Source organism: Streptomyces sp. NPDC051921, from assembly GCF_040680975.1.
GTDB lineage: Bacteria > Actinomycetota > Actinomycetes > Streptomycetales > Streptomycetaceae > Streptomyces.
Genome location: NZ_JBFAXU010000003.1, coordinates 311,024 through 329,078, shown reverse-complemented (window position 1 = coordinate 329,078; position 18,055 = coordinate 311,024). Strand labels below are relative to the sequence as shown.

Genomic DNA, 18,055 nt, shown 5'->3' with positions numbered 1-18,055 from the left:
TGCTCCGACGCCGTGCGGGTGTGCCGGTCCTGCAGTCAATTGTTCGCCCTCCGTCCGGCGGCGGCATCTCGACGCCCGCGAACCCGCCCGCCGCCCGCACCGGCGGCCGCCACCGCCGGGCCGCGTCCCCCGATGTCGCCCTCGGTCCCCGTCGCCGATAGTGGAGGCATGAAGCGATACCCGCTCATCGCCGATCACGGCCTGGTGGGGGATCTGCAGACCGCCGCCCTCATCTCGGACGAGGGCGTGGTCGACTGGTTCGCGGCGCCCCGTTTCGACTCGCCGGGAGTCTTCGCGGCACTCCTCGACCACGACCGGGGCGGCTACTTCCGGCTCTCCGTCGACGGTCCCGACGTGACGGTCAAGCAGCTCTACTACCCCGACACGGCGCTGCTGGTGACCCGCTTCCTGTCGGCCGACGGCGTCGGCGAGTTGATCGACTGGATGCCCCCCGACCGGACCGGGCGGCCCACGGACGAGCACGCCATCCTGCGCGTGATGCGGTGCACCCGCGGGACCGTCACGTTCACCCTGGAGTGCCGGCCCCGGTTCGGCTTCGGCAGCAATCCGCACGAGACGCGGGTCGACGGGCGCACGGCGACCTTCCGGGCCCCCGGAATGAGCGCCTTCCTCCAGACGAACGTCCCGCTGGAGCAGGACGGGCCGTACGACGTCCACGGCCGCCTCGGCCTCACCGAGGGGCACATGGCCGGCGCCTCCTTCACCGTGGCGGGCCCGGAAGCGCCCGCCCCGCCGCTGCCGCACGAGCAGGAGGTCGAGGCGGCGCTGTGGGACGCCGTCGACTTCTGGCAGAAGTGGGTGCGCATGGCGCGGTACCGGGGACGCTGGCCCGACATGGTGCACCGCTCGGCCATCACACTGAAGCTCCTCACGTACCTGCCCTCCGGCGCCCCGATCGCCGCGGCCACCCTCGGCCTTCCCGAACTCGTCGGCGGCGAGCGCAACTGGGACTACCGCTACACCTGGATCCGGGACGGCTCGCTCGCCGTACGGGCCCTGCTGGACCTCGGGTTCGTCGACGAGGCCGCCGCGTTCACCGGGTGGCTCACCGAGCGCGTGACCGAGCGGGCCGGCGCGCCCTCCGCCGGCGGCCGCCCGCTGCAGATCATGTACCGGGTGGACGGGGACCCGTGGCTCCCCGAGGAGATCCTGGAGGACTTCGAGGGGTACCGGGGCTCGGCCCCCGTGCGGGTGGGCAACGGGGCGGCCGACCAGCTCCAGCTCGACATCTACGGTGAGGCCCTGTACGCCCTCGCACAGGGCCGCGGTCTCGACCCCCAGCCCACCTATCAGGGCTGGAAGGCCGTGTCCGGCCTGCTCGACTGGCTCGCGGCGTCCTGGGACAGTCCCGACGAGGGCATCTGGGAGACCCGCGGCGGGCAGCAGGACTTCACCTTCAGCCGGGTGATGTCCTGGGTGGCCTTCGACCGCGGGCTGCGGCTCGCCGAGGAGTTCGGCCGACCGGCCGCCCTGGACGCCTGGCGCGCCGCGCGGGACGAGATCTTCACGCAGGTCATGCACCGCGGCTGGAGCGAGAGACGCCAGGCCCTGGTCCAGTACTTCGGCGGCGACGTCCTCGACGCGTCGCTGCTCCTCATCCCCCGCGCGGGCCTGCTGAACCCGACCGACCCGGCCTGGCTGAGCACCCTCGACGCCATCGACCGCGGCCTGGTCCACGACAGCCTCGTCCACCGCTACGACCCGGGCGTCTCCCCCGACGGCCTGCGGGGCTCGGAGGGCACGTTCAGCCTGTGCACCTTCCTGTACGTGGACGCCCTGGCCCGGGCCGGCCGGATCAGGCCGGCCCGCTTCACCTTCGAGAAGATGCTCACGTACGCCAACCACGTCGGCCTGTTCGCGGAGGAGATCGGGCCGAGCGGCGAACAACTGGGCAACTTCCCCCAGGCGTTCACCCATCTCTCCCTCATCATGGCGGCGACGACCCTCGACGAGGTGCTGGACAAGGTGAGCGCGGCGTGAGCCTTCCCGCGGGCGGCGTCGGCCGGCGTCAGCCCGCGTCAGCCCGCGTCAGCCCGCCGGATGGCTCGACACGACCTTTCCGCTGCTGTCGGCGGCGAGGTAGCCGGACGCGCTGTACTCGTTGCTGAGGTAGAAGCGCATCGTGGGACGGTCGTCGTTGAAGGTCCAGCGTTCGACGACGACATAGCGCATGTTCGGGTTCTCCACCTTCAGGTCCTTCTCACCGCGCTTCATCAGCGCGGGCAGCGTGTCCCACGCCATGGCCGCGACGTCCATCGGCTGCTCGTCGGCGAAGCTCGCGGTGATGGTGCCGCCGGGGCCGGTCTTCCGGACCACGCCGCCGCGGTACTCCCACGCGTCGTAGGTCTTCGCGCCCGGCCGGGTCGGGATGTTGGCGAGCGCGTACTCCTCGTAGATCGTCAGCTCCACCATGTTCGTGCTCCCGCTGGCCTTACGGAACGCCTCGATCACGCCGCGGACCCCCGCGGTCGTCAGGAGGGTGCCGCCGGCCGCGGGGGGGGTCGTGGGGGGCGGGCTCGCCGTGGTGGTGCCGGGCGTCCCGCCCGGTGTGCGGCTGCTGTTCGTCGGTGTCGAGCCGCCCTTCGCCCCGTCGCCCTTGTCCCCGCCGTCCGGGACGAGGTTGACGACACCGATGACGACGGCCGTCGCCACGGCGAGGGAGCCCGCGAGGACGGCGACCCGCCGGGCCGGACGGGCCCCTGCGGGGCGGGGCGCGCCGGTGGGGACGGTCGGCGCCGCCACGGGCGGGCCGAAGCCGCCGGGTGCGGGGTGGCCATGGGTCGCGGGCGGCGGCCCGAATCCGCCGGGCGGCCCGTAGGCGGGGTGGGCGTAGGGCGGCGGGGTGGGCGGGCCGGCGGCGGGCGGCACGGCGCCGCCGGGCGCCGCCGCAGCGGACTGGCCCTGGCCCACCGCGGCCCGGGTCTCCGCCTCGGCGAGCAGCTGCTCCAGCTGGGCGCCGTCGGGCCGCAGGGCCGGGTCGCGGACGAGGACCCGGTCCAGCACGGGGGTGAGCGCGCCGGAGCGCACCGGCGCGGGGATCGGGTCGTCGAGGACCGCGACCACCGTGGCCAGGCTCGTGGCGCGGCGCAGCGGGTGGTGGCCCTCGGTCGCCACGTACAGGAGCATGCCGAGCGACCACAGGTCGGAGGCGGGATTGCCCTCCTCGCCGCGGACCCGCTCGGGGGCGATGAACTCGGCGGAGCCGATGAGGTCGCCGCTGGAGGTGAGCCGCGACGTCGCCTCGTCGAAGGCGGCGATGCCGAAGTCCGTGAGCACCGCGCTGCCGTCGGGCCGGAGCAGGACGTTGGCCGGTTTCACGTCACGGTGCTGGATGCCCGCGGCGTGCGCGGCCCGCAGGGCGGACAGCACCTGCCGGCCGAGGACGACGGCCTCGGCGACCGGCATCGGGCCCTCGGCCAGGCGCTCGTAGAGCGAGCGACCCTCGACGAGCTCCATGACGATCCACGGGTGCGCGCCGTCGAGCGGCTCGACGATGTGGTGGATGGTCACGACGTGCGGGTTGGACAGGCGCGCCAGGGCCCGGGCCTCGCGGACGGCCCGCTCGCGCAGCTGCGCGGCGAAGCCGGGGTTCGCCTCCTCGACCGCCGGGTCGGGCGGGCGGACCTCCTTGAGGGCGACATCGCGGTGCAGTGCGATGTCGCGCGCTCGCCAGACGGTGCCCATCCCGCCGCTGCCCAGGCGGGAGACCAGCCGGAACCGTCCGTCGACCAGGGGTCTGCCGTCGTCGTCACTCGTGTTCATGGGCGGTCATCGTAGGCGGTGCCGGTGACATGCCGGTGCGCGGCCGTGCCCCTGCGGCGGCGCACCCCCTCGGCCCGGGGTCCGCGACCCCGGGCCGAGACAGCCCCCGGGGCCTCGCGCCCGCGGCGGCTCCGCGCCTACGCCGGCATCTCGTAGGCGTCCGACAGCCCCTCGACCCGCTGCCAGACGCGCCCGGTGCGGGCCTCGTCGACGACCGGGCGGCGGACGGCGCCGAGCGCCCATTCCTGCTGCTGTGCGGTCGCGGAGTCCTTGCCGTGGAGTTCGACGGCGTGCGCGGAGAAATCGCGGACGAGGACGGCGAACAGCTCGTCGAGCACGTCCTCGTCGAGACCGGTCAGGCCGGCCTGCTCCAGGACGAGCTGGCCGTGCACGACGAGGGCGAAGAGCTGGCCGACGGCCAGGAGGAGGTCGAGGTCACGGCTCTGCGCCTCGTCCGGGGCGGCGGTGGTGACGAACGCGCAGAGGGCGTCGGCCTGCTCGCGGAAGCGGGCGACGTTGGGCAGGTGCCCGTACGCGTCGAAGGCGGGCCGCCAGTCGTGGAAGCGCACCGAGCCCAGGCCGCGGGCCGGTCCCTGCTGGAAGAGGAAGGCGTCGTCGGCCGCGTCGAGGCGGGTCGGGACGGGCTCGTAGGCGACCGGGTCGAGCAGGTGGTTCCGCATGAACTTGAGGATCAGCGCGAGGTTGACGTGGACCGTGCCCTCCAGCTTCGGCAGTCCGCGGATCTCGACGGCGGCCTGGGCGAAGTAGTTGTCCTTCTCGAAGCCCTTGGCGGCGATCACGTCCCACATGAGGTCGATGACCTTCTCGCCCTCGGTGGTCACCTTCATCTTCGTCATCGGGTTGAAGAGGAGGTAGCGGCGGTCGTCCGGGCCGGCGGAGCGGAAGTAGTCGACGGCGCGGTCGCTGAACAGCTTCATGCCGACGAGCCGGACGTACGCGTCGGTCAACTCGCGCCGCACGTGCGGGAAGGCGGTGACGGGACGGCCGTAGAGGATGCGGTTGTGGGCGTGGGTGACGGCCTCGTACATCGCGTGCTCGCAGATGCCGATGGAGGCGGTGCACAGGTTGAACTTGCCGACGTTGACGGTGTTCAGGGCGGCGTCGAACGCGGCGCGCCCGGTGTGCAGGACGTCCTCGGCCGCAACCGGGTAGTCCTCCAGGCGGAACTCGCTGACGAACTTCGACGAGTCGACGACGTTCTTGACGAGGTGGTAGTCCGGGTGGCGGCTGTCGGCGGCGAAGAAGACGTAGCCGTCGGGGCCCTCGACGTCGGTGCGGCGGCCGAAGACGGAGACGAGGCCGGCCGCGTTGCCGTTGCCGATGTAGTACTTGGAGCCCGTGGCACGGAAGCCGCCGTCACCGTCCGGCTCCAGGAGCATGTCGGTCGAGTAGATGTCGGCGCCGTGGGTCTTCTCGGACAGGCCGAACGCGAACACCTCGCCCTGGGCGAGGAGTTCGGCGGCGCGGGCGCGGGCGGCGGCGTTGTCGCTCTGCCACACGGGGCCGAGGCCGAGGATGGTGACCTGCCAGGCGTACCAGTAGTCGAGGCCGTAGAAGCCGAGGATCTCGTTGAGGGCGGCGATCCGGGCGGTGTCCCAGCGCTTGTCGTCCCGGCCCTCCCCCTCGGCGGCGGAGCTCGGGGTGAGGAAGGTCGCGAACAGGCCCTCCTTGGCGGCGAAGGCGAGGAAGTCGCCGAGCCAGGCGCGGGTGCGGTAGTCCTCGATCAGCTGTCGCTTGCCGCGCTCCTCGAACCAGTCGACCGTGGCCCGCAGCAGCCGGCGGGTCTCCGGGTCGAAGTGCGCGGGGTCGTAGGTCCGCGGGTTGAAGAGCAGCGGGTCGGCCATGGTTGCCGCCTTTCGGATGGGAGGTTTGCGGTGGGAAGGTCTTCGGTCGGGAGGTCTTCGGCCGAGAGCTTCGGTCTGAAGGTCTCCGACCCGGGGCTGCTCGGTCGGGAGCCCTCGGCCGAGGGTTGCGGGTGGTGGAACGCGGTCCAGGGGCGAGCCCCAGGTCAGTGCCCGGGCCCGAAGCGGCCGAGGGTGGCGAGGACGTCGTCGAGCCAGGCGATCATCATGCGTTCGTACGCGATGCCCCCGCGCAGCACGACGTGCTGCAGCTCCCGCTCGGCGTCGAGGGAGCCGTCCGGGGGCGCCGGTGTGCGGGCATCGGGTCCGGTGAAGTCCCGGGTCTCGCCGGAGAGGTAGTGGGCGAGGCGTTCGGTGTGCGTCCGGCGGTGCCGCTCGACCTCGCGGACGAGGGCGGCCGGGTCGTCGAAGGCGGCGCCCCGGATCTTGACCGCGAGATCGTGCCGGACGCTCTCGGGTTCGATCGGCTCGCCCAGCCAGGAGGACAGCGCCGCCCGCCCGAGGTCGGCGACGGAGTACTCCTTCTTGTCGGGCCGCCCCTGCTGGGGCACTTCTCTGGCCTCCACCCAGCCGTCGTTCTCCATGCGCTTGAGCACGCGGTAGATCTGCTGGTGGGTGGCGGTCCAGAAGTAGCCGATGGACCGCTCGAACCGCCGGGCCAGCTCGTAACCGGATCCCGGCTTCTCCAGCAGCGAGACGAGGATCGCGTGTTCGAGCGCCATGCCGCCGATCCTGCTATGCAACGAGTTGCATAGCAAGGCGGACCGGCTCCGATGAGACACGGCTCACCCCACGGGAGCCCCGCCCTCGGCCCGCCCTTCGGGGTATCCGGGAACGGACTGCCGCGCGGCGCCCACGCGGGTCGGCGCGTGCGGGCTATCAGTGGTCGCAGTCACTGACACTTTCACTGTCACTGCCAGGAAGGCGGGAGCCATGGCCGTCCGGCCCATCCCCGAGGGATATCCGCGCGTCACGCCGTACCTCTGTATCGACGGAGCCGCGGACGCGATCGACTTCTACGTCTCCGTGTTCGGCGCGACCGAGCGCATGCGGCTGCCCGCCCCCGGCGGCACGATCGGCCACGCCGAACTGGAACTGGGCAACTCGGTCGTGATGCTCGCCGACGAGTTCCCCGGGATGGAGTTCCGCTCGCCGAAGGCGATCGGCGGCACGCCCATCACCCTGCACGTCTACGTCGAGGACGTCGACGCGGTCTTCGCCGAGGCGCTCGCCCGGGGTGCCAAGGAGTTGCGGGCGGTCAGGGACGAGTTCTACGGCGACCGGACCGGGCAGCTGGAGGACCCCTTCGGCCACCGCTGGAACATCGCCACGCACACCGAGGACGTTCCGGAGGAGGAGATGGAGAAGCGGGCCGAGGAGGCCATGCGGTCCATGGAGTCGCCGTCGGACGACGGTTGACACGCGCCATCCCGCGGCGTGCGCCTCGGCGAGCGCCGGTCCCGCCGACGGTTCGAGGGGGTTCCAGGTGGACTGCACGGCCGCGAACAGCGGCGTCCCCGACACCGTCACCTCCAGCGCGGCGCGCACGGTGTCGCCCTGCCGCGCGCCACTGGTGGAGAGGCCGACCCGTACGCCCTCGGCGGCCAGCCCGGCCAGCCGGGCGTGCAGCGCGGGATCGGAGAGCGCCGGGCTGTCCGGGGTGACCGAGTGCACCAGGTACAGGTCGGGGTTGCGGCCGAACAGCGCCCGGGTCTCCTGGATCTGACGGTCGAACACCGCCACCGAGTGCTCCTTGACCTCGTGCGCGGCCACGCCGGAGACGTGCCAGTCGGCCGTGTAGGTGTAGCCCCACTTGCTCCCGACCGTCACCTGGCCCGAGGCGTCGGGCCGGGCGTCGAGCCCCCCGGCGAGGAACTCCTCGGCACGGCCGTAGGAACGCGCCGTGTCGAAGTACCGCACGCCCGCCGCGTAGGCGGCGTCGAGCAGGGCGTGCGTGCGGGCGCGCAGAGCCCGGACGCCGCGGTCGGCCGGCAGGTCGAGGTCGCGTCCGAGGGTGATGTAGCCGGGACGCCCTACGGCGGCCGTTCCCAGCCCGAATCGCTCGACCGCCGGGCCGCCTGCGGATCCGGTGGCGTGCTCGGCGGGCGTCATGGCTTCTCCTTCGACGACGTTGACGGTGACGTGACGGCGGCGGGCGCGTCGGCCCGCGCGGCCCTCGCCCCGACCCTGACGACCAGGTGGCCCGCTGGGCCCCGCCGGGCGCCGGGCGGGGTGTCGCGTCACGACATCGTCCGAAAGAGGTGAGGTCGAAGGGTGCCGTCCGGTCGTTGGTCCCGATGACATCGAGAACTCACGTGACCGCAACCGAGGAGAGGTGAGTGCCGTGCCCGCTTCCGGCTCCGCTTCGGCGCAGCACCGCACGGACGGCCCCAGCACGCCCGTGCTGATCGTCGACAGCCACGGCCCGTGTCGTGCGCACCTGCGCGACGCGCCCGCCCTGGAAGGACGTGCGGCGTGAGCGAGAGCTGGCTGCCGACCGAGGAGTACGCGGCGTCGCTGCCGAAGGCGACCGTGTTCGGGTGCGTCTTCTTCACCGACGAGCGGGACCGGCCGGTGCAGTTGCGTTCCGTCTACAGCCCGGAGCACCCCTGGCAGTGGGCGGGCGGCACGGCGGAAGCCGGGGAGCGGCCGTGGGAGACCGCAGTCCGGGAGACGAAGGAGGAGACGGGGCTCGTGGTGACCGGGCCGCCGCGGATGCTGGCGGCGGTCTTCGGGCTCCCGGGGGCGGCGTGGCCGCACGCTTCGGCGGGGTACGTGTTCGACGGCGGCCGGCTGACCGACCGCCAGATCGCGGGGATCACGCTCTCCCCCGAGGAGCACGACGAGGTGCGGGTCCTGCCGGTGGAGCGGTGGCGTGATCTCATGCCGGTGCGGGACTTCGACCGGCTCGCCGCCGTGATGGACGCCCGCCGCACGGGTACGGCGGCCTATTTCGACACCTGGGACTGGGACGCCTGAAGCGTGTCTCTTTGATGGGTCGGTCAGTTGATCGGATGTGTCCGTCCGATGACTGATCACTGATGCGATGTGGGGCGGGATCGGGCCGCTGATGCCGGCCGATCCGGTCCGCGGCAGGCGGTGGGCCGATCACCGTCGCACCCTTGAGGCCATCGCATGGAAGTACCGCACCACCTCGCCGCGGACGGCCAAGCACGGCCCCCGGCCCTGACCGTCATCGCGGGACAGGCCGGCGACGCACCGGCCTTCGAGCGGTCGCGGCCCGCATCCGCGTGCCGCGAGACGGGGCCGGGCAGGCCACGGACACGACCGTCGGCCGTGCTCGCGGACCGGGCCTCTCCTCCCGCGCCATCCGGTCCCACCTGCGCCGACGCGGGATCCGCGCAATGGTTCCACAGCCCTCCGACCAGGTCGTCCGCCGCCTGCGGCGAGGCCGCCGAGGCGGCCGACCACCCGGCTTCGACCCCGAGGCCCACAAGCAGCGGAACACCGTCGAACGCTGCATCAGCCGCCTCGAGCACTGGCGCGGCCCGGCCACGCGATGCGACAGACTCGCCATCGCCTATCAGGCCGCACTCCACCCCGCCGCCCTTCTCAGCTGGGGCACGGCGATGACCGGCATCGGAGGCAGCCTAGGAAGCGGACGGCTTGGGGATGACATCGCGCAGGCGGTCGAGGAGAACCCTGGCCGCGGGGCTCGCAGGGCCGCCGGACTGCCAGGCCAGCACGATGCGGGCACGCATCTCGGGCCGAACGATCCGCAGGGTGCGAAGGTGCCCGTCGAGTGGGGACCCGTCCTCACCGGCAGGCACCACGGCGATGCCCAGTCCCCGCGCGGCAAGCCGCGAAAGCACGTGGGGGGCTGCCGCCTCGAAGGCGACGCGGGGCCGGAATCCCGCCTGCGCACAGCCCCGTTCGAGCGTCGTGCGCACCCCGGTGCCGCGCGGCAGGCAGATCAGCGGCCGGTCCCGCAGCTCGGCGAGCGGGACGCTCGCACCGTCGACGCGGTCCAGCACCGGATCACCGGGCGCGACAGCGGCGACCAGCGGGACATCGATCACCGTCTGGAAAGCCGCTCCGGGCGGGGGCACCTCCTCCGCCGTTCCGAGGATGGCGATGTCGAGCTCGCCGGCCAGGAGCGCGGCCTGCATCCGCTCCGTGGCGTCCTCGGTGAGAGCCACCTCCACCGAGGGGTGGGCGTCGTGGAAGTCCGCGAGCAGAGCGGCGATGTCGAAGGCGTGGCCGGTGGCGCCGGAGACCAGTCCGAGCGTGACCCGGCCGCGCAGCAGCCCCGTGTACGCATCGACCGTCTGCCGTACCGACTCTGCCGCGGCCAGTGCGGCGCGGGCGTACGGCAGGACCGCCCGGCCCACCTCGGTCGGCGTCACCGACCGGCCGGTGCGGTCGAGAAGGGGCTGCCCCAACTCCCTCTCCAGCTGGCGGATCTGGGCGCTGAGCCCGGGCTGGGCCAGATGCAGCCGGGCTGCGGCCCTGGTGAAACCGCCCTCCTCGACGACGCAGACGAAGTAGCGCAGCTGGCGGAGTTCCATAACCAGCGATTCTAGTTCGCAGAAGAACTATCTACTGGCGTTATCGGCCCGTCGGCCGCAGGCTTGATCACATGGAGAACGCGACAGCCCGCAGAGGGAAGAGTGCCGACGTCAGGGCAGCGATCGCGGCGGAACGCCGAGAACTGGCCGACCTGTTCGACACCTTGCGAACCGGCCAGTGGAACGAGCCGAGCCTCTGCGCGGGATGGCGTGTTCGCGAAGTGACGGCGCACATGTCGATGGGGTTCCGGCTCTCCCTGCCCACGACGCTCGGTGAACTGGTCAGGGCGCGCGGGAACCTGCACCGCATGACCGATCGGGTCGCGCGCAGGGATGCGGCCGCCCACTCCACCGCCGAGCTCGCCGCCTTCCTGCGGGACAACGCCCACCATCCCTGGACGCCACCTGTCGGCGGGCTCACGGCTGCGCTCGGCCACGACGTCGTGCACGGACTGGACATCACCGTCGCCCTCGGCCTCGACCGGCGCGTGCCCGAGAACCGGCTGCGCATCCTGCTCAACGACATCCGGCCCAGCGGCCTGAAGTTCTTCGGCGCCGACCTTGCCGGGGTGCAGCTGTGTGCCGAGGACCTCGACTGGTCCTACGGCTCCGGCTCACCCGTGTTCGGCGCCGCACAGGACCTTCTGCTGTTGGCCTACGGTCGCCGACTTCCGGATGGCCGGCTGCGAGGAGAATCGATCAACCGTTTCACGCGATCCGCCGAGGAGGCGTGAACCCGATGCGCACCCGCCTCCTCCTGGGTCTGTCCCTGTTCTCCACCGGTCTGCTCGCCGGAGCCTTCGGCTACGGCGCAGCCAACCTGGTCCCCACCTTCCATTCCGTGCCGATCGACATGAGGCTCGACTTCCACAGCGAGCTGATGAGGATGAACGGGATCACCGTGCAGGGGGCGATGGCGGTCTCGGCCCTCAGTGCCCTCGTCCTGGCCGCCCTGACACGCGGACGAGCCCGCGTCCTCGCAGCCACCGCAGGGCTCCTGACCGTCGCGTCCTTCCTGATCACCCGGTTCGGGAACGTCCCGATCAACGGCCGCATCAAGCAGTGGGCCGCCACCGCGCCGCCGGCCGACCATGCGGAGTTCCTGAGCCGCTGGGAACTGTTCAACGACGCCCGTACCTGCACCGCGGCAGCTGCGTTCGTCCTCCTGATCTCTGTTGCCCTTCGCCAGGCAGGCAGAGGAACGACCGAGCACCACTGAACCCCGTGCGGTCATCCCGGCAGAGCGATGCGTCGACCCTGGCCAAGCCCGCACCGCGGAGGGCGTTCCACGCCGCATCGCATCGGTCACCGATCGTCGGATGCGGCTGATCAACCGGCAACCGTCAAGGAGCCACGGCCCGTAGGGGCAGACGCCCTCCAGCCCACGGCCGTCGTCATCGCTGCTGTCAGTGACACAACTGATGTCACTGACGCCACTGACGCCACTGACGCCACATCAGAGATCAGCCATATCTGACACATCACGCAACCTCCCGGTCTCCGCCCCCGTCCTCCGGGATCGAGGGGGGCGCCAGGGACCGGGGGGTCCGACGTCGGGTCTTCCGGTGGTGCCCCGACGATTCGGATCGTGAGGAAGACGTCTTGATACGTGTCACACGCGGCGTGACCACCGCCGTGGCGCTACTCGCGTTGGCGACCGCGTCGCCAGGACCGGCGTACGCCCAGCCGTCGCCGGGGTCGCCGTCGGCGGCGCCCTCGGGAGCCCGGGAGGGGAACCCCGGGATGCCCGACGGCTGGCGGATCACCGGGACCGGCGCCGGCCGGCACCTGGTGTGGACGGCGGACGAACAGGTCCCCATGGGGAACGCCAGGGTCGAGTTCCGGGCGGACGGGCGGCTCCTCGGCCATCCGGTCGCGCTACCGGACGGCCGGTCCTTCCGGCTGCCGCTCGGCGACGAGCGGTTCCCTGAGGGCACGCGGCTGCGCGCGACGGCCGGCGGCCGGGATCTGGACGGGACCGGCCCGGGCCGCTCGGCGCGCATGAGTCCCCAGGCGCCGCCGGTCGCTCGGGCCGAGACCCCGCTGCCGGCCAACCCCGTCGACCCCGGCACGCCGGGCCGTTACCGCACGGTGAGCGGCGAGTACGCCCTCGCGTCGGTGCGCCTGCCCGGATTCCCTGAGCCCGTCGAGATGCGCGCCGCCGTGGTGGGTCCCGCCGACGCCCCGGGGAAGCGGCCGGTGGCCCTCTTCCTGCACGGCCGGCACGGCACCTGCTACACGCCCGGCACCGAGGACGTGAACGGCGCGTGGCCGTGCCCGGTCGGCATGCGGCCGATACCGAGCCATCAGGGCTATCTGCAGGCCCAACGGCTCCTGGCCTCCCAGGGGTACGTGACCCTGTCCATATCAGCCAACGGCATCAACGGCCAGGACTTCCGGGCCGAGGACGGCGGCGCCCAGGCCCGCTCGTCCCTGGTCCGGCTGCACCTGGCGCGCTGGGCCGACTGGGCCGCGAAGCCCACGGCCGCCCCGGCCGCCGTGCGCGGGATCGCGGCGGCGGACCTGTCGCGCGTCCTGCTCGTCGGCCACTCGCGCGGCGGTGAGGGCGTCAACCGGGCCGCGGTCGACAGCCTCTACGCACCGCCCGCCGATCAGGACGGGTACCGCGGCCCCGTGCGCTGGAAGATCCGCGGCAACGTCCTCATCGGCCCCACGATCTTCGGTCACAACCCGGCGCCCGACGTGCCGTCCGCGACGATCCTGCCGGGGTGCGACGGCGACGTGGCCGACCTCCAAGGACAGATCTACGCCGACGGCACCCGCGGCATCAGCCAGGGCACCGCGCTGCACAGCTCGGTCTACATGGTCGGGGCCAACCACAACTACTTCAACAGCGAGTGGACCCCGGGACAGGCGAAGGCGTTCGCCATGGACGACTTCTCGTCCGAGGACGGCGCCGACCCGGTCTGCTCCCCCGGGACGCGCACCCGCCTGACCGCCCCCCAGCAGCAGGCCGCGGGCGCCACCTACATCGCGGCGGCCGCCCGGCTGTTCGTCGACGGCGACGACCGGATCCGTCCGCTGCTCGACGGCACCGGCCGCCGAGCCCCCTCGGCCGACCCGGCCCGGGTCGTCACGAACGCCGTCGGCGCGCAGCGCACCCCCGCGTTCCTGCCCGGCCCGTCGCTCACGGTGGCCGGCGCGGGCCGGCTGTGCGCGCAGATCGACCCCGACGCCGCCAAGTCCTGCCTGTCGCCCGACGAGGCCGGCCGGTCACCGCACTTCGCGTACTGGGAGACCTCTGCCGAGCCGGACCGCGACGCCGTCGCGCTGCACTGGACCCGCGCGGGCACGCCGGTCGCGGTCCGTTCCGTACGGCCGGTGTCCCTGGCGGGCGCCGAGTCCCTGGCCATGCGCCTCATCGTGCCGCCCAACAGCACCGGCACCGTCCTGGACGTCGCCGTGACCGACGCGTCGGGTCGCCGCGCGCAGCTCGGCCGGGTCCGTGTGGACGGCATGCCGGGCACCGAGCGCACCGCCTCGTACTGGGCCCGCGAGGTCCGTGTGCCGCTGGCCGCCGCCGCCCGTGCCGGCCTGGACCTCCAGCGGATCGGGGCGCTCGAGGTGACCCCGCGCACCGCCACCGGACGCGCCTGGCTCGTCGACGCCTGGGGCTGGCGCCCCGGCACCCCGGCGGTGCGACCGGCCGCGCTGGCGCGCGTGGACGTCGGTCGGCTGACGGTCGACGAGGGCGACTCCGGGGTCCGCACCTACCGGGTTCCGGTGCGGGTGTCCGGCAAGGGCAGCGGCCAGGTCCGCCTGTTCGTCCCGAAGCCCGGCACCGACGAGGTCACCTCGCGCCTGGTCACGGTCCGTCCGGGCCGCCAGGACATCGACGTCCCGGTCGAGGTGAGGGGGAACGGCCGGTACGGCTACGACGAGACGCACGACGCCTTCGTCAAGGCGGTGCGCGGCGCCGTGGTCGGCGCGCATCGCGGCGGCGTGACCGCGCGGAACGACGACCCGATGCCCGAGGTGACCCTGACACCCGTCGCCGACGCCGTGGCCGAGGGCGACGCCCTGACCTGGCGGGTGGCGCTGTCCACGGCCGCCGACGCCGAGATCACGGGCGGGATCGAGTTCCTGCCGGTCACCGACGGCACGGAGCTGTCGACGGCCGACGCCGACCAGCGCTGGGTCCAGGACACCTTCTACGCCGTGCCCGATCCGCCCCGCCCGCTGTCCCAGCCGGTCGAGGCCGGCGCGTACGCGGCGTTCTCGGTGCCCGCCGGGCAGACGAGCACCGAGGTGCGGGTGCCCACCGTCAAGGACGACGTCGCCGAGCCGACGGAGTCGCTGCGGGCCGCGATGTTCACCTACGACGGGAACTGGGAGCGGGTGCGGGGACCCGAGTTCACGGGCACCGTGCGGAACGCGCCGTGACGGTGGCGCGTGACGGCGTAACGTCGTAGGTGGACGTTCGGCGGCCACCGGACCCCGGTCCGGGTCCGGTGGCCGCCGGAGGCAACTCCGGGGGCCGCTCCGGCGTCCTTCCGCACGACACGCGTCGGCCGGCCCGGCGGCCGGAGCACACAGCGGAACAGGACACACGATGAGCGACAAGGCCCGGATCCTCTTCGACGCGCTCGACCTCGACCAGGACGGGACCCTGACGCGCGCCGAGGTCATCGCCGCCCTCCGGTCCAAGGGCCCGACCCTCGCCGCGCAGGGCGTGATCCCGGTCTGGGGCGTGGGCGACGCCGACGACTCCTCGGCGCTGTTCGACGAGGCCGACAAGAACGGCGACCGCGTCCTGTCCTTCGAGGAGTTCGCGGCCATCGTGGACCGCCGCTTCGGCTGGTGACGCGCCGGGGCGCAGGTGCGGCCGGGGGGTCGGCGGCTGCGATCCGGATTCGCGTGCACCCGTCCTGCCCCGGCGCGGGAGAAGGGCGCGGAGCCCGGCGTCCGGGCCGCGCCCGCCGGGCGGTGGGCGCCGCCGGGCGGACGTATTCTCGGCGGGCACGCGCGGCGAGGGACGGAAGTGGACGTGAAGAGGTCGGAGCAGGTGGCGGACGGCAGCAGCGGGGACACGGCGGCGGGAGTCAGCGGCGCGGAGGGCGGCCCCCGCACGAGCGGGGCCGCCCCGTCGCTGAGCGCGCAGGCCCGCGAGGCGGTGCTGCAGCGGATCGTCGACCGGCGGTACGCGCAGGGCTCGCGGCTGGTCGAGCGGGAGGTCGCCGAGGAGCTGAACATGTCGCGCGTCCCGGTGCGCGAGGCGCTGCGCGCGCTGGTGGCGGAGGGGCTCCTGGAACTGCTGCCGCACAGCGGCGTCCGCGTGCGGCGCCTGGAGCGCGCCGACGTGGAGCACCTGTACGAGGTGTGGGAACCCCTCGCGGTCCAGGCGTCGCGACTGGCGGCGCGGGCGGTGGCCGCCGGAGCCACCGAGGAGCTCGCCCGTCTCGAGGCGACGCTGCGGCAGGCGGAGTCCGCGGCGGCGGAGGGCGAGGGGCCGCGCGAGGTGGCCGCCCACACGGCGTTCCACGAGGGTGTCGTGGCCATGGCCGGGAATCCGCTGCTCGCGCGCACGATGGAGCAGCTGAGCTGGCAGCTGCGCCTGCTCTTCGGGCTGCGTGCGGAGCCCGCGCACATGCGGGCCCAGCACACCGAGATGCACCGGCACATCGCGGCCGGCGACGCGGAGGCCGCGGCGGCGAGCACGCTGCTGCACGTACGCGACAGCAGGACGGTCGCCCTGCGCACCCTCTTCGGGGCGGCCTGAGCGAGGGACGGCTGCGCCAGGCTCCGGCGAGGGCCGTGGCCGAGGCCTCGGCGGGGCAGCGGCGGAGGCCTCCGCGAGGCCGTGGCGGAGGCCGTGGCCAGGGTGGGACGCCACCACTGCCCCGCTATTTGTATACCAAGAACGCCGAGAACATCCACCATCCCCGGGAAATCCCTGTTGGATGCGATGACCCTTGTCCACTCGCGTGAGCTTGGTATACAAAATGGGGAGCCCCCGCCTCCGCATCCAAGGAGCCCCGATGCAGTCCTCCTCCGCCGCCGCTGCCTCGTCGTCCGTCTCTTCCGTCGGCTCGCTCTCTCGCCGCACCGTGCTCGCCGGCGCCGCCGCCCTCGCCGGCACGACGGCCGCGACGGGCGCGTCCGCCGCTCCGGCCGAGGCCGCGCCCTCCCCCGGCTCCGCCGCTGCCCCGGTCACCGCACACGGCGCCGGGCGGCGGGCCCGGGCCGTGGTGTTCCGCGATGTGCGCCCCTTCGGAGAGGCGCGGGCCCAGGACCTCGTGGTGGTCGACGGACGCGTCACCGACGGGCCCGCGCCCCGGGGCGCGCAGGTGGTCGACGGCGGCGGGCGGATCGCGCTGCCGTCGCTCGTGGACGCGCACATCCACCCCGACAAGACGACCTGGGGCGGTTCCTGGGTGTCGCGCAAGCCCGCGAGCGCCATCGCCGACTACGTCGCCCAGGACGTGGAGCTGTTCCGCAGTCAGCGCCGCCCGGTCGCGGAGCGCGCGTACGGCCTGATGTCCGACGCCGTCGCCCGCGGCACCCGGGCCATGCGGGCGCACGCCGACGTCGCCCCGGCCTACGGTCTGGCCGGTGTGGAGGGCCTGAACGAAGCCCGCGAGCGGCTGCGTCACGCGCTCGACGTACAGATCGTGGCGTTCCCGCAGCACGGCGTGATCCGCACCCCGGGTACGGCGCGGCTCCTGGAGGAGGCGGCGCGCAGCGGGGCCGTCGACATGATCGGCGGCATCGACCCCCTCGGTTTCGACCAGGCGCTCGACGAGCAGCTCGACCTCGTCTTCGGGATCGCGGAGCGCCACGGCACCGGCGTGGACATCCACCTGCACGACCGCGGCGCCAAGGGCGTCACCACCCTGCGCGGCATCATCGACCGCACGCGCGCCCTGGGTCTGGCGGGCAAGGTGACGGTCAGCCACGTCTTCTGCCTGCCCGCCCTGTCGGACGGCGAACTCGCCTCCGTCGCTGCCGACTTGGGCGAGCTGGACATCGCCCTGACCACGGTCGCGCCGTCGGACTCGCTCGTGCTGCCGATCGCCAAGCTGCGCGAGCACGGCGTCCGGGTGGGGCTCGGCTCCGACGGTGTGCGCGACTCGTGGAGCCCGTTCGGCGACGCGGACATGCTGCACCGCGCGCACATCCTCGGCTGGGTGACGGACGTCCGGCTCGACGACGAACTCGCCGACTGCTACCGCGTGGCCGCGCACGGCGGTGCGGACGTCATGCGCCTCCCGCACGCCGACTTCGCGCCCGGCGCGCCGGCCGACTTCGTCCTCGTGCGGGGCGAGTGCCTGCCGCAGGTCGTGGTGGACATGCCGCGGCGGGACGTGGTCGTGCACGGCGGGCTCGTGGTGGCCCGCGACGGCGAGTTCCTGGCCTGAGCCGACCGGGTCGGACCGCGCCGCCCCGTCCTACACCTCGCCCCGTCCTACGCCGCCGTGGGGTGGGGCGGCCGGCGCGGGACCTTCATGGGACCGACCACCGTGAGCGGGATGCCGAGGGCCTCGCAGAGCCGCCGGGCCCGGGACAGCGCGCTCAGTGAGGCGGGCGACGGGTCGGCGGTCGGGAGCTGGACCCGGACCAGCCGTGGCCGGTGGGAGTGGAGGAGGGCCTCGGTCTCCAGGAACGCCGCTGCCCGGCTGGTGACGTCGAGGTCGCGCAGGAGCGACACGTGCAGAACGCCGTCCTCGAAGGCGTGACTGATGAGCATGACGATCTCCTTCCGGCCGCGCGGTGGGCCCCGCCACGCGACGGGGAGGTCAGGACAGGCGGCTCACCAAGTATCGGGAGAAACGTGCTGCATGCATCCTTCCACGGGGCGTGTCGGGGAGGATCTCCCGCCACGTCACGAGCGGGCTGACG

At 73.3% G+C, this 18,055-nt stretch carries 15 protein-coding genes and 2 pseudogenes; 11 read left to right on the top strand and 6 right to left on the bottom strand.

The window, feature by feature from the left end:
* The first annotated feature begins 168 nt into the window (after positions 1–168).
* Positions 169–2,001 carry a glycoside hydrolase family 15 protein gene (locus AB0M16_RS06185; protein WP_365339281.1) on the top strand — a complete coding sequence of 611 codons (1,833 nt, stop codon included), beginning with the start codon at positions 169–171 and terminating at the stop codon, positions 1,999–2,001.
* A 48-nt stretch (positions 2,002–2,049) separates the two neighbouring features.
* Here AB0M16_RS06185 and AB0M16_RS06180 read toward each other — a convergent pair whose 3' ends face one another.
* The 3 genes from AB0M16_RS06180 to AB0M16_RS06170 form a co-directional block, all read right to left on the bottom strand.
* Positions 2,050–3,783: a serine/threonine-protein kinase gene (locus AB0M16_RS06180; protein ID WP_365339279.1), complete on the bottom strand. Its 1,734-nt coding sequence runs from the start codon at positions 3,781–3,783 to the stop codon at positions 2,050–2,052.
* Positions 3,784–3,920: 137 nt separating this feature from the next.
* Complete coding sequence (locus tag AB0M16_RS06175; protein ID WP_365339277.1) at positions 3,921–5,648, bottom strand: acyl-CoA dehydrogenase family protein; 1,728 nt, start codon at positions 5,646–5,648, stop codon at positions 3,921–3,923.
* Positions 5,649–5,812: 164 nt separating this feature from the next.
* The gene (locus AB0M16_RS06170) at positions 5,813–6,388 is read right to left on the bottom strand and encodes a PadR family transcriptional regulator (protein WP_365339275.1); all 576 of its coding nucleotides are present in this window, start codon (positions 6,386–6,388) and stop codon (positions 5,813–5,815) included.
* A gap of 211 nt (positions 6,389–6,599) precedes the next feature.
* Between AB0M16_RS06170 and AB0M16_RS06165 the strand changes: the two genes are divergently transcribed.
* Complete coding sequence (locus AB0M16_RS06165; RefSeq protein ID WP_365339273.1) at positions 6,600–7,085, top strand: VOC family protein; 486 nt, start codon at positions 6,600–6,602, stop codon at positions 7,083–7,085.
* A 9-nt stretch (positions 7,086–7,094) separates the two neighbouring features.
* On the opposite strand, the pseudogene AB0M16_RS06160 reads toward AB0M16_RS06165, so the two are convergent.
* A pseudogene (locus AB0M16_RS06160) lies at positions 7,095–7,778 on the bottom strand (aldo/keto reductase); the annotation flags it as partial.
* Between the two features lie 232 nt (positions 7,779–8,010).
* On the opposite strand from AB0M16_RS06160, the gene AB0M16_RS06155 reads away from it, so the two are divergent.
* The 3 genes and pseudogenes from AB0M16_RS06155 to AB0M16_RS06145 all read left to right on the top strand — a co-directional run.
* Entirely contained in the window at positions 8,011–8,145 is a 135-nt protein-coding gene (locus AB0M16_RS06155) for a hypothetical protein (RefSeq protein WP_365339271.1), read from the top strand.
* Positions 8,142–8,645, top strand: coding sequence for an NUDIX hydrolase (locus AB0M16_RS06150; RefSeq protein ID WP_365339269.1), 504 nt, complete (start codon positions 8,142–8,144; stop codon positions 8,643–8,645). The genes AB0M16_RS06155 and AB0M16_RS06150 overlap by 4 nt, the downstream gene beginning before the upstream one ends.
* 67 nt (positions 8,646–8,712) lie before the next feature.
* Positions 8,713–9,247: pseudogene (locus AB0M16_RS06145) on the top strand (transposase); the annotation flags it as partial.
* A 30-nt stretch (positions 9,248–9,277) separates the two neighbouring features.
* Here AB0M16_RS06145 and AB0M16_RS06140 read toward each other — a convergent pair.
* Positions 9,278–10,195, bottom strand: a complete 918-nt coding sequence (locus tag AB0M16_RS06140; RefSeq protein WP_365339267.1) for a LysR family transcriptional regulator — start codon at positions 10,193–10,195, stop codon at positions 9,278–9,280.
* A gap of 71 nt (positions 10,196–10,266) precedes the next feature.
* On the opposite strand from AB0M16_RS06140, the gene AB0M16_RS06135 reads away from it, so the two are divergent.
* The 6 genes from AB0M16_RS06135 to AB0M16_RS06110 all read left to right on the top strand — a co-directional run bounded on the left by AB0M16_RS06135 (position 10,267) and on the right by AB0M16_RS06110 (position 17,574).
* On the top strand, positions 10,267–10,929 hold the full coding sequence (locus AB0M16_RS06135) for a maleylpyruvate isomerase family mycothiol-dependent enzyme (RefSeq protein ID WP_365339265.1): 663 nt from the start codon (positions 10,267–10,269) through the stop codon (positions 10,927–10,929).
* A gap of 5 nt (positions 10,930–10,934) precedes the next feature.
* Positions 10,935–11,414: a DUF1772 domain-containing protein gene (locus AB0M16_RS06130; protein WP_365339263.1), complete on the top strand. Its 480-nt coding sequence runs from the start codon at positions 10,935–10,937 to the stop codon at positions 11,412–11,414.
* 524 nt (positions 11,415–11,938) lie between these two features.
* The gene (locus AB0M16_RS06125; RefSeq protein WP_365339261.1) at positions 11,939–14,599 is read left to right on the top strand and encodes a hypothetical protein; all 2,661 of its coding nucleotides are present in this window, start codon (positions 11,939–11,941) and stop codon (positions 14,597–14,599) included.
* A gap of 169 nt (positions 14,600–14,768) precedes the next feature.
* Positions 14,769–15,020 (top strand): EF-hand domain-containing protein, encoded by a 252-nt coding sequence (locus AB0M16_RS06120; protein ID WP_365339259.1) that lies wholly within the window; start codon positions 14,769–14,771, stop codon positions 15,018–15,020.
* Between the two features lie 285 nt (positions 15,021–15,305).
* Positions 15,306–15,935: a GntR family transcriptional regulator gene (locus tag AB0M16_RS06115; protein WP_365339491.1), complete on the top strand. Its 630-nt coding sequence runs from the start codon at positions 15,306–15,308 to the stop codon at positions 15,933–15,935.
* 259 nt (positions 15,936–16,194) lie between these two features.
* Positions 16,195–17,574, top strand: coding sequence for an amidohydrolase (locus tag AB0M16_RS06110; RefSeq protein WP_365339257.1), 1,380 nt, complete (start codon positions 16,195–16,197; stop codon positions 17,572–17,574).
* Positions 17,575–17,621: 47 nt separating this feature from the next.
* On the opposite strand, the gene AB0M16_RS06105 is transcribed toward AB0M16_RS06110, so the two are convergent.
* Positions 17,622–17,903: a hypothetical protein gene (locus AB0M16_RS06105; RefSeq protein WP_365339255.1), complete on the bottom strand. Its 282-nt coding sequence runs from the start codon at positions 17,901–17,903 to the stop codon at positions 17,622–17,624.
* Between the last annotated feature and the right edge of the window lie 152 nt (positions 17,904–18,055).

What these genes read in the sequence shown, in the direction of transcription:
- AB0M16_RS06185 (WP_365339281.1), top strand. Translation starts at nt 169, where the DNA reads ATGAAGCGATACCCGCTCATCGCCGATCACGGCCTGGTGGGGGATCTG.
- AB0M16_RS06180 (WP_365339279.1), bottom strand. Translation starts at nt 3,783, where the DNA reads ATGAACACGAGTGACGACGACGGCAGACCCCTGGTCGACGGACGGTTC.
- AB0M16_RS06175 (WP_365339277.1), bottom strand. Translation starts at nt 5,648, where the DNA reads ATGGCCGACCCGCTGCTCTTCAACCCGCGGACCTACGACCCCGCGCAC.
- AB0M16_RS06170 (WP_365339275.1), bottom strand. Translation starts at nt 6,388, where the DNA reads ATGGCGCTCGAACACGCGATCCTCGTCTCGCTGCTGGAGAAGCCGGGA.
- AB0M16_RS06165 (WP_365339273.1), top strand. Translation starts at nt 6,600, where the DNA reads ATGGCCGTCCGGCCCATCCCCGAGGGATATCCGCGCGTCACGCCGTAC.
- AB0M16_RS06140 (WP_365339267.1), bottom strand. Translation starts at nt 10,195, where the DNA reads ATGGAACTCCGCCAGCTGCGCTACTTCGTCTGCGTCGTCGAGGAGGGC.
- AB0M16_RS06135 (WP_365339265.1), top strand. Translation starts at nt 10,267, where the DNA reads ATGGAGAACGCGACAGCCCGCAGAGGGAAGAGTGCCGACGTCAGGGCA.
- AB0M16_RS06130 (WP_365339263.1), top strand. Translation starts at nt 10,935, where the DNA reads ATGCGCACCCGCCTCCTCCTGGGTCTGTCCCTGTTCTCCACCGGTCTG.
- AB0M16_RS06125 (WP_365339261.1), top strand. Translation starts at nt 11,939, where the DNA reads ATGCCCGACGGCTGGCGGATCACCGGGACCGGCGCCGGCCGGCACCTG.
- AB0M16_RS06120 (WP_365339259.1), top strand. Translation starts at nt 14,769, where the DNA reads ATGAGCGACAAGGCCCGGATCCTCTTCGACGCGCTCGACCTCGACCAG.
- AB0M16_RS06110 (WP_365339257.1), top strand. Translation starts at nt 16,195, where the DNA reads ATGCAGTCCTCCTCCGCCGCCGCTGCCTCGTCGTCCGTCTCTTCCGTC.
- AB0M16_RS06105 (WP_365339255.1), bottom strand. Translation starts at nt 17,903, where the DNA reads ATGCTCATCAGTCACGCCTTCGAGGACGGCGTTCTGCACGTGTCGCTC.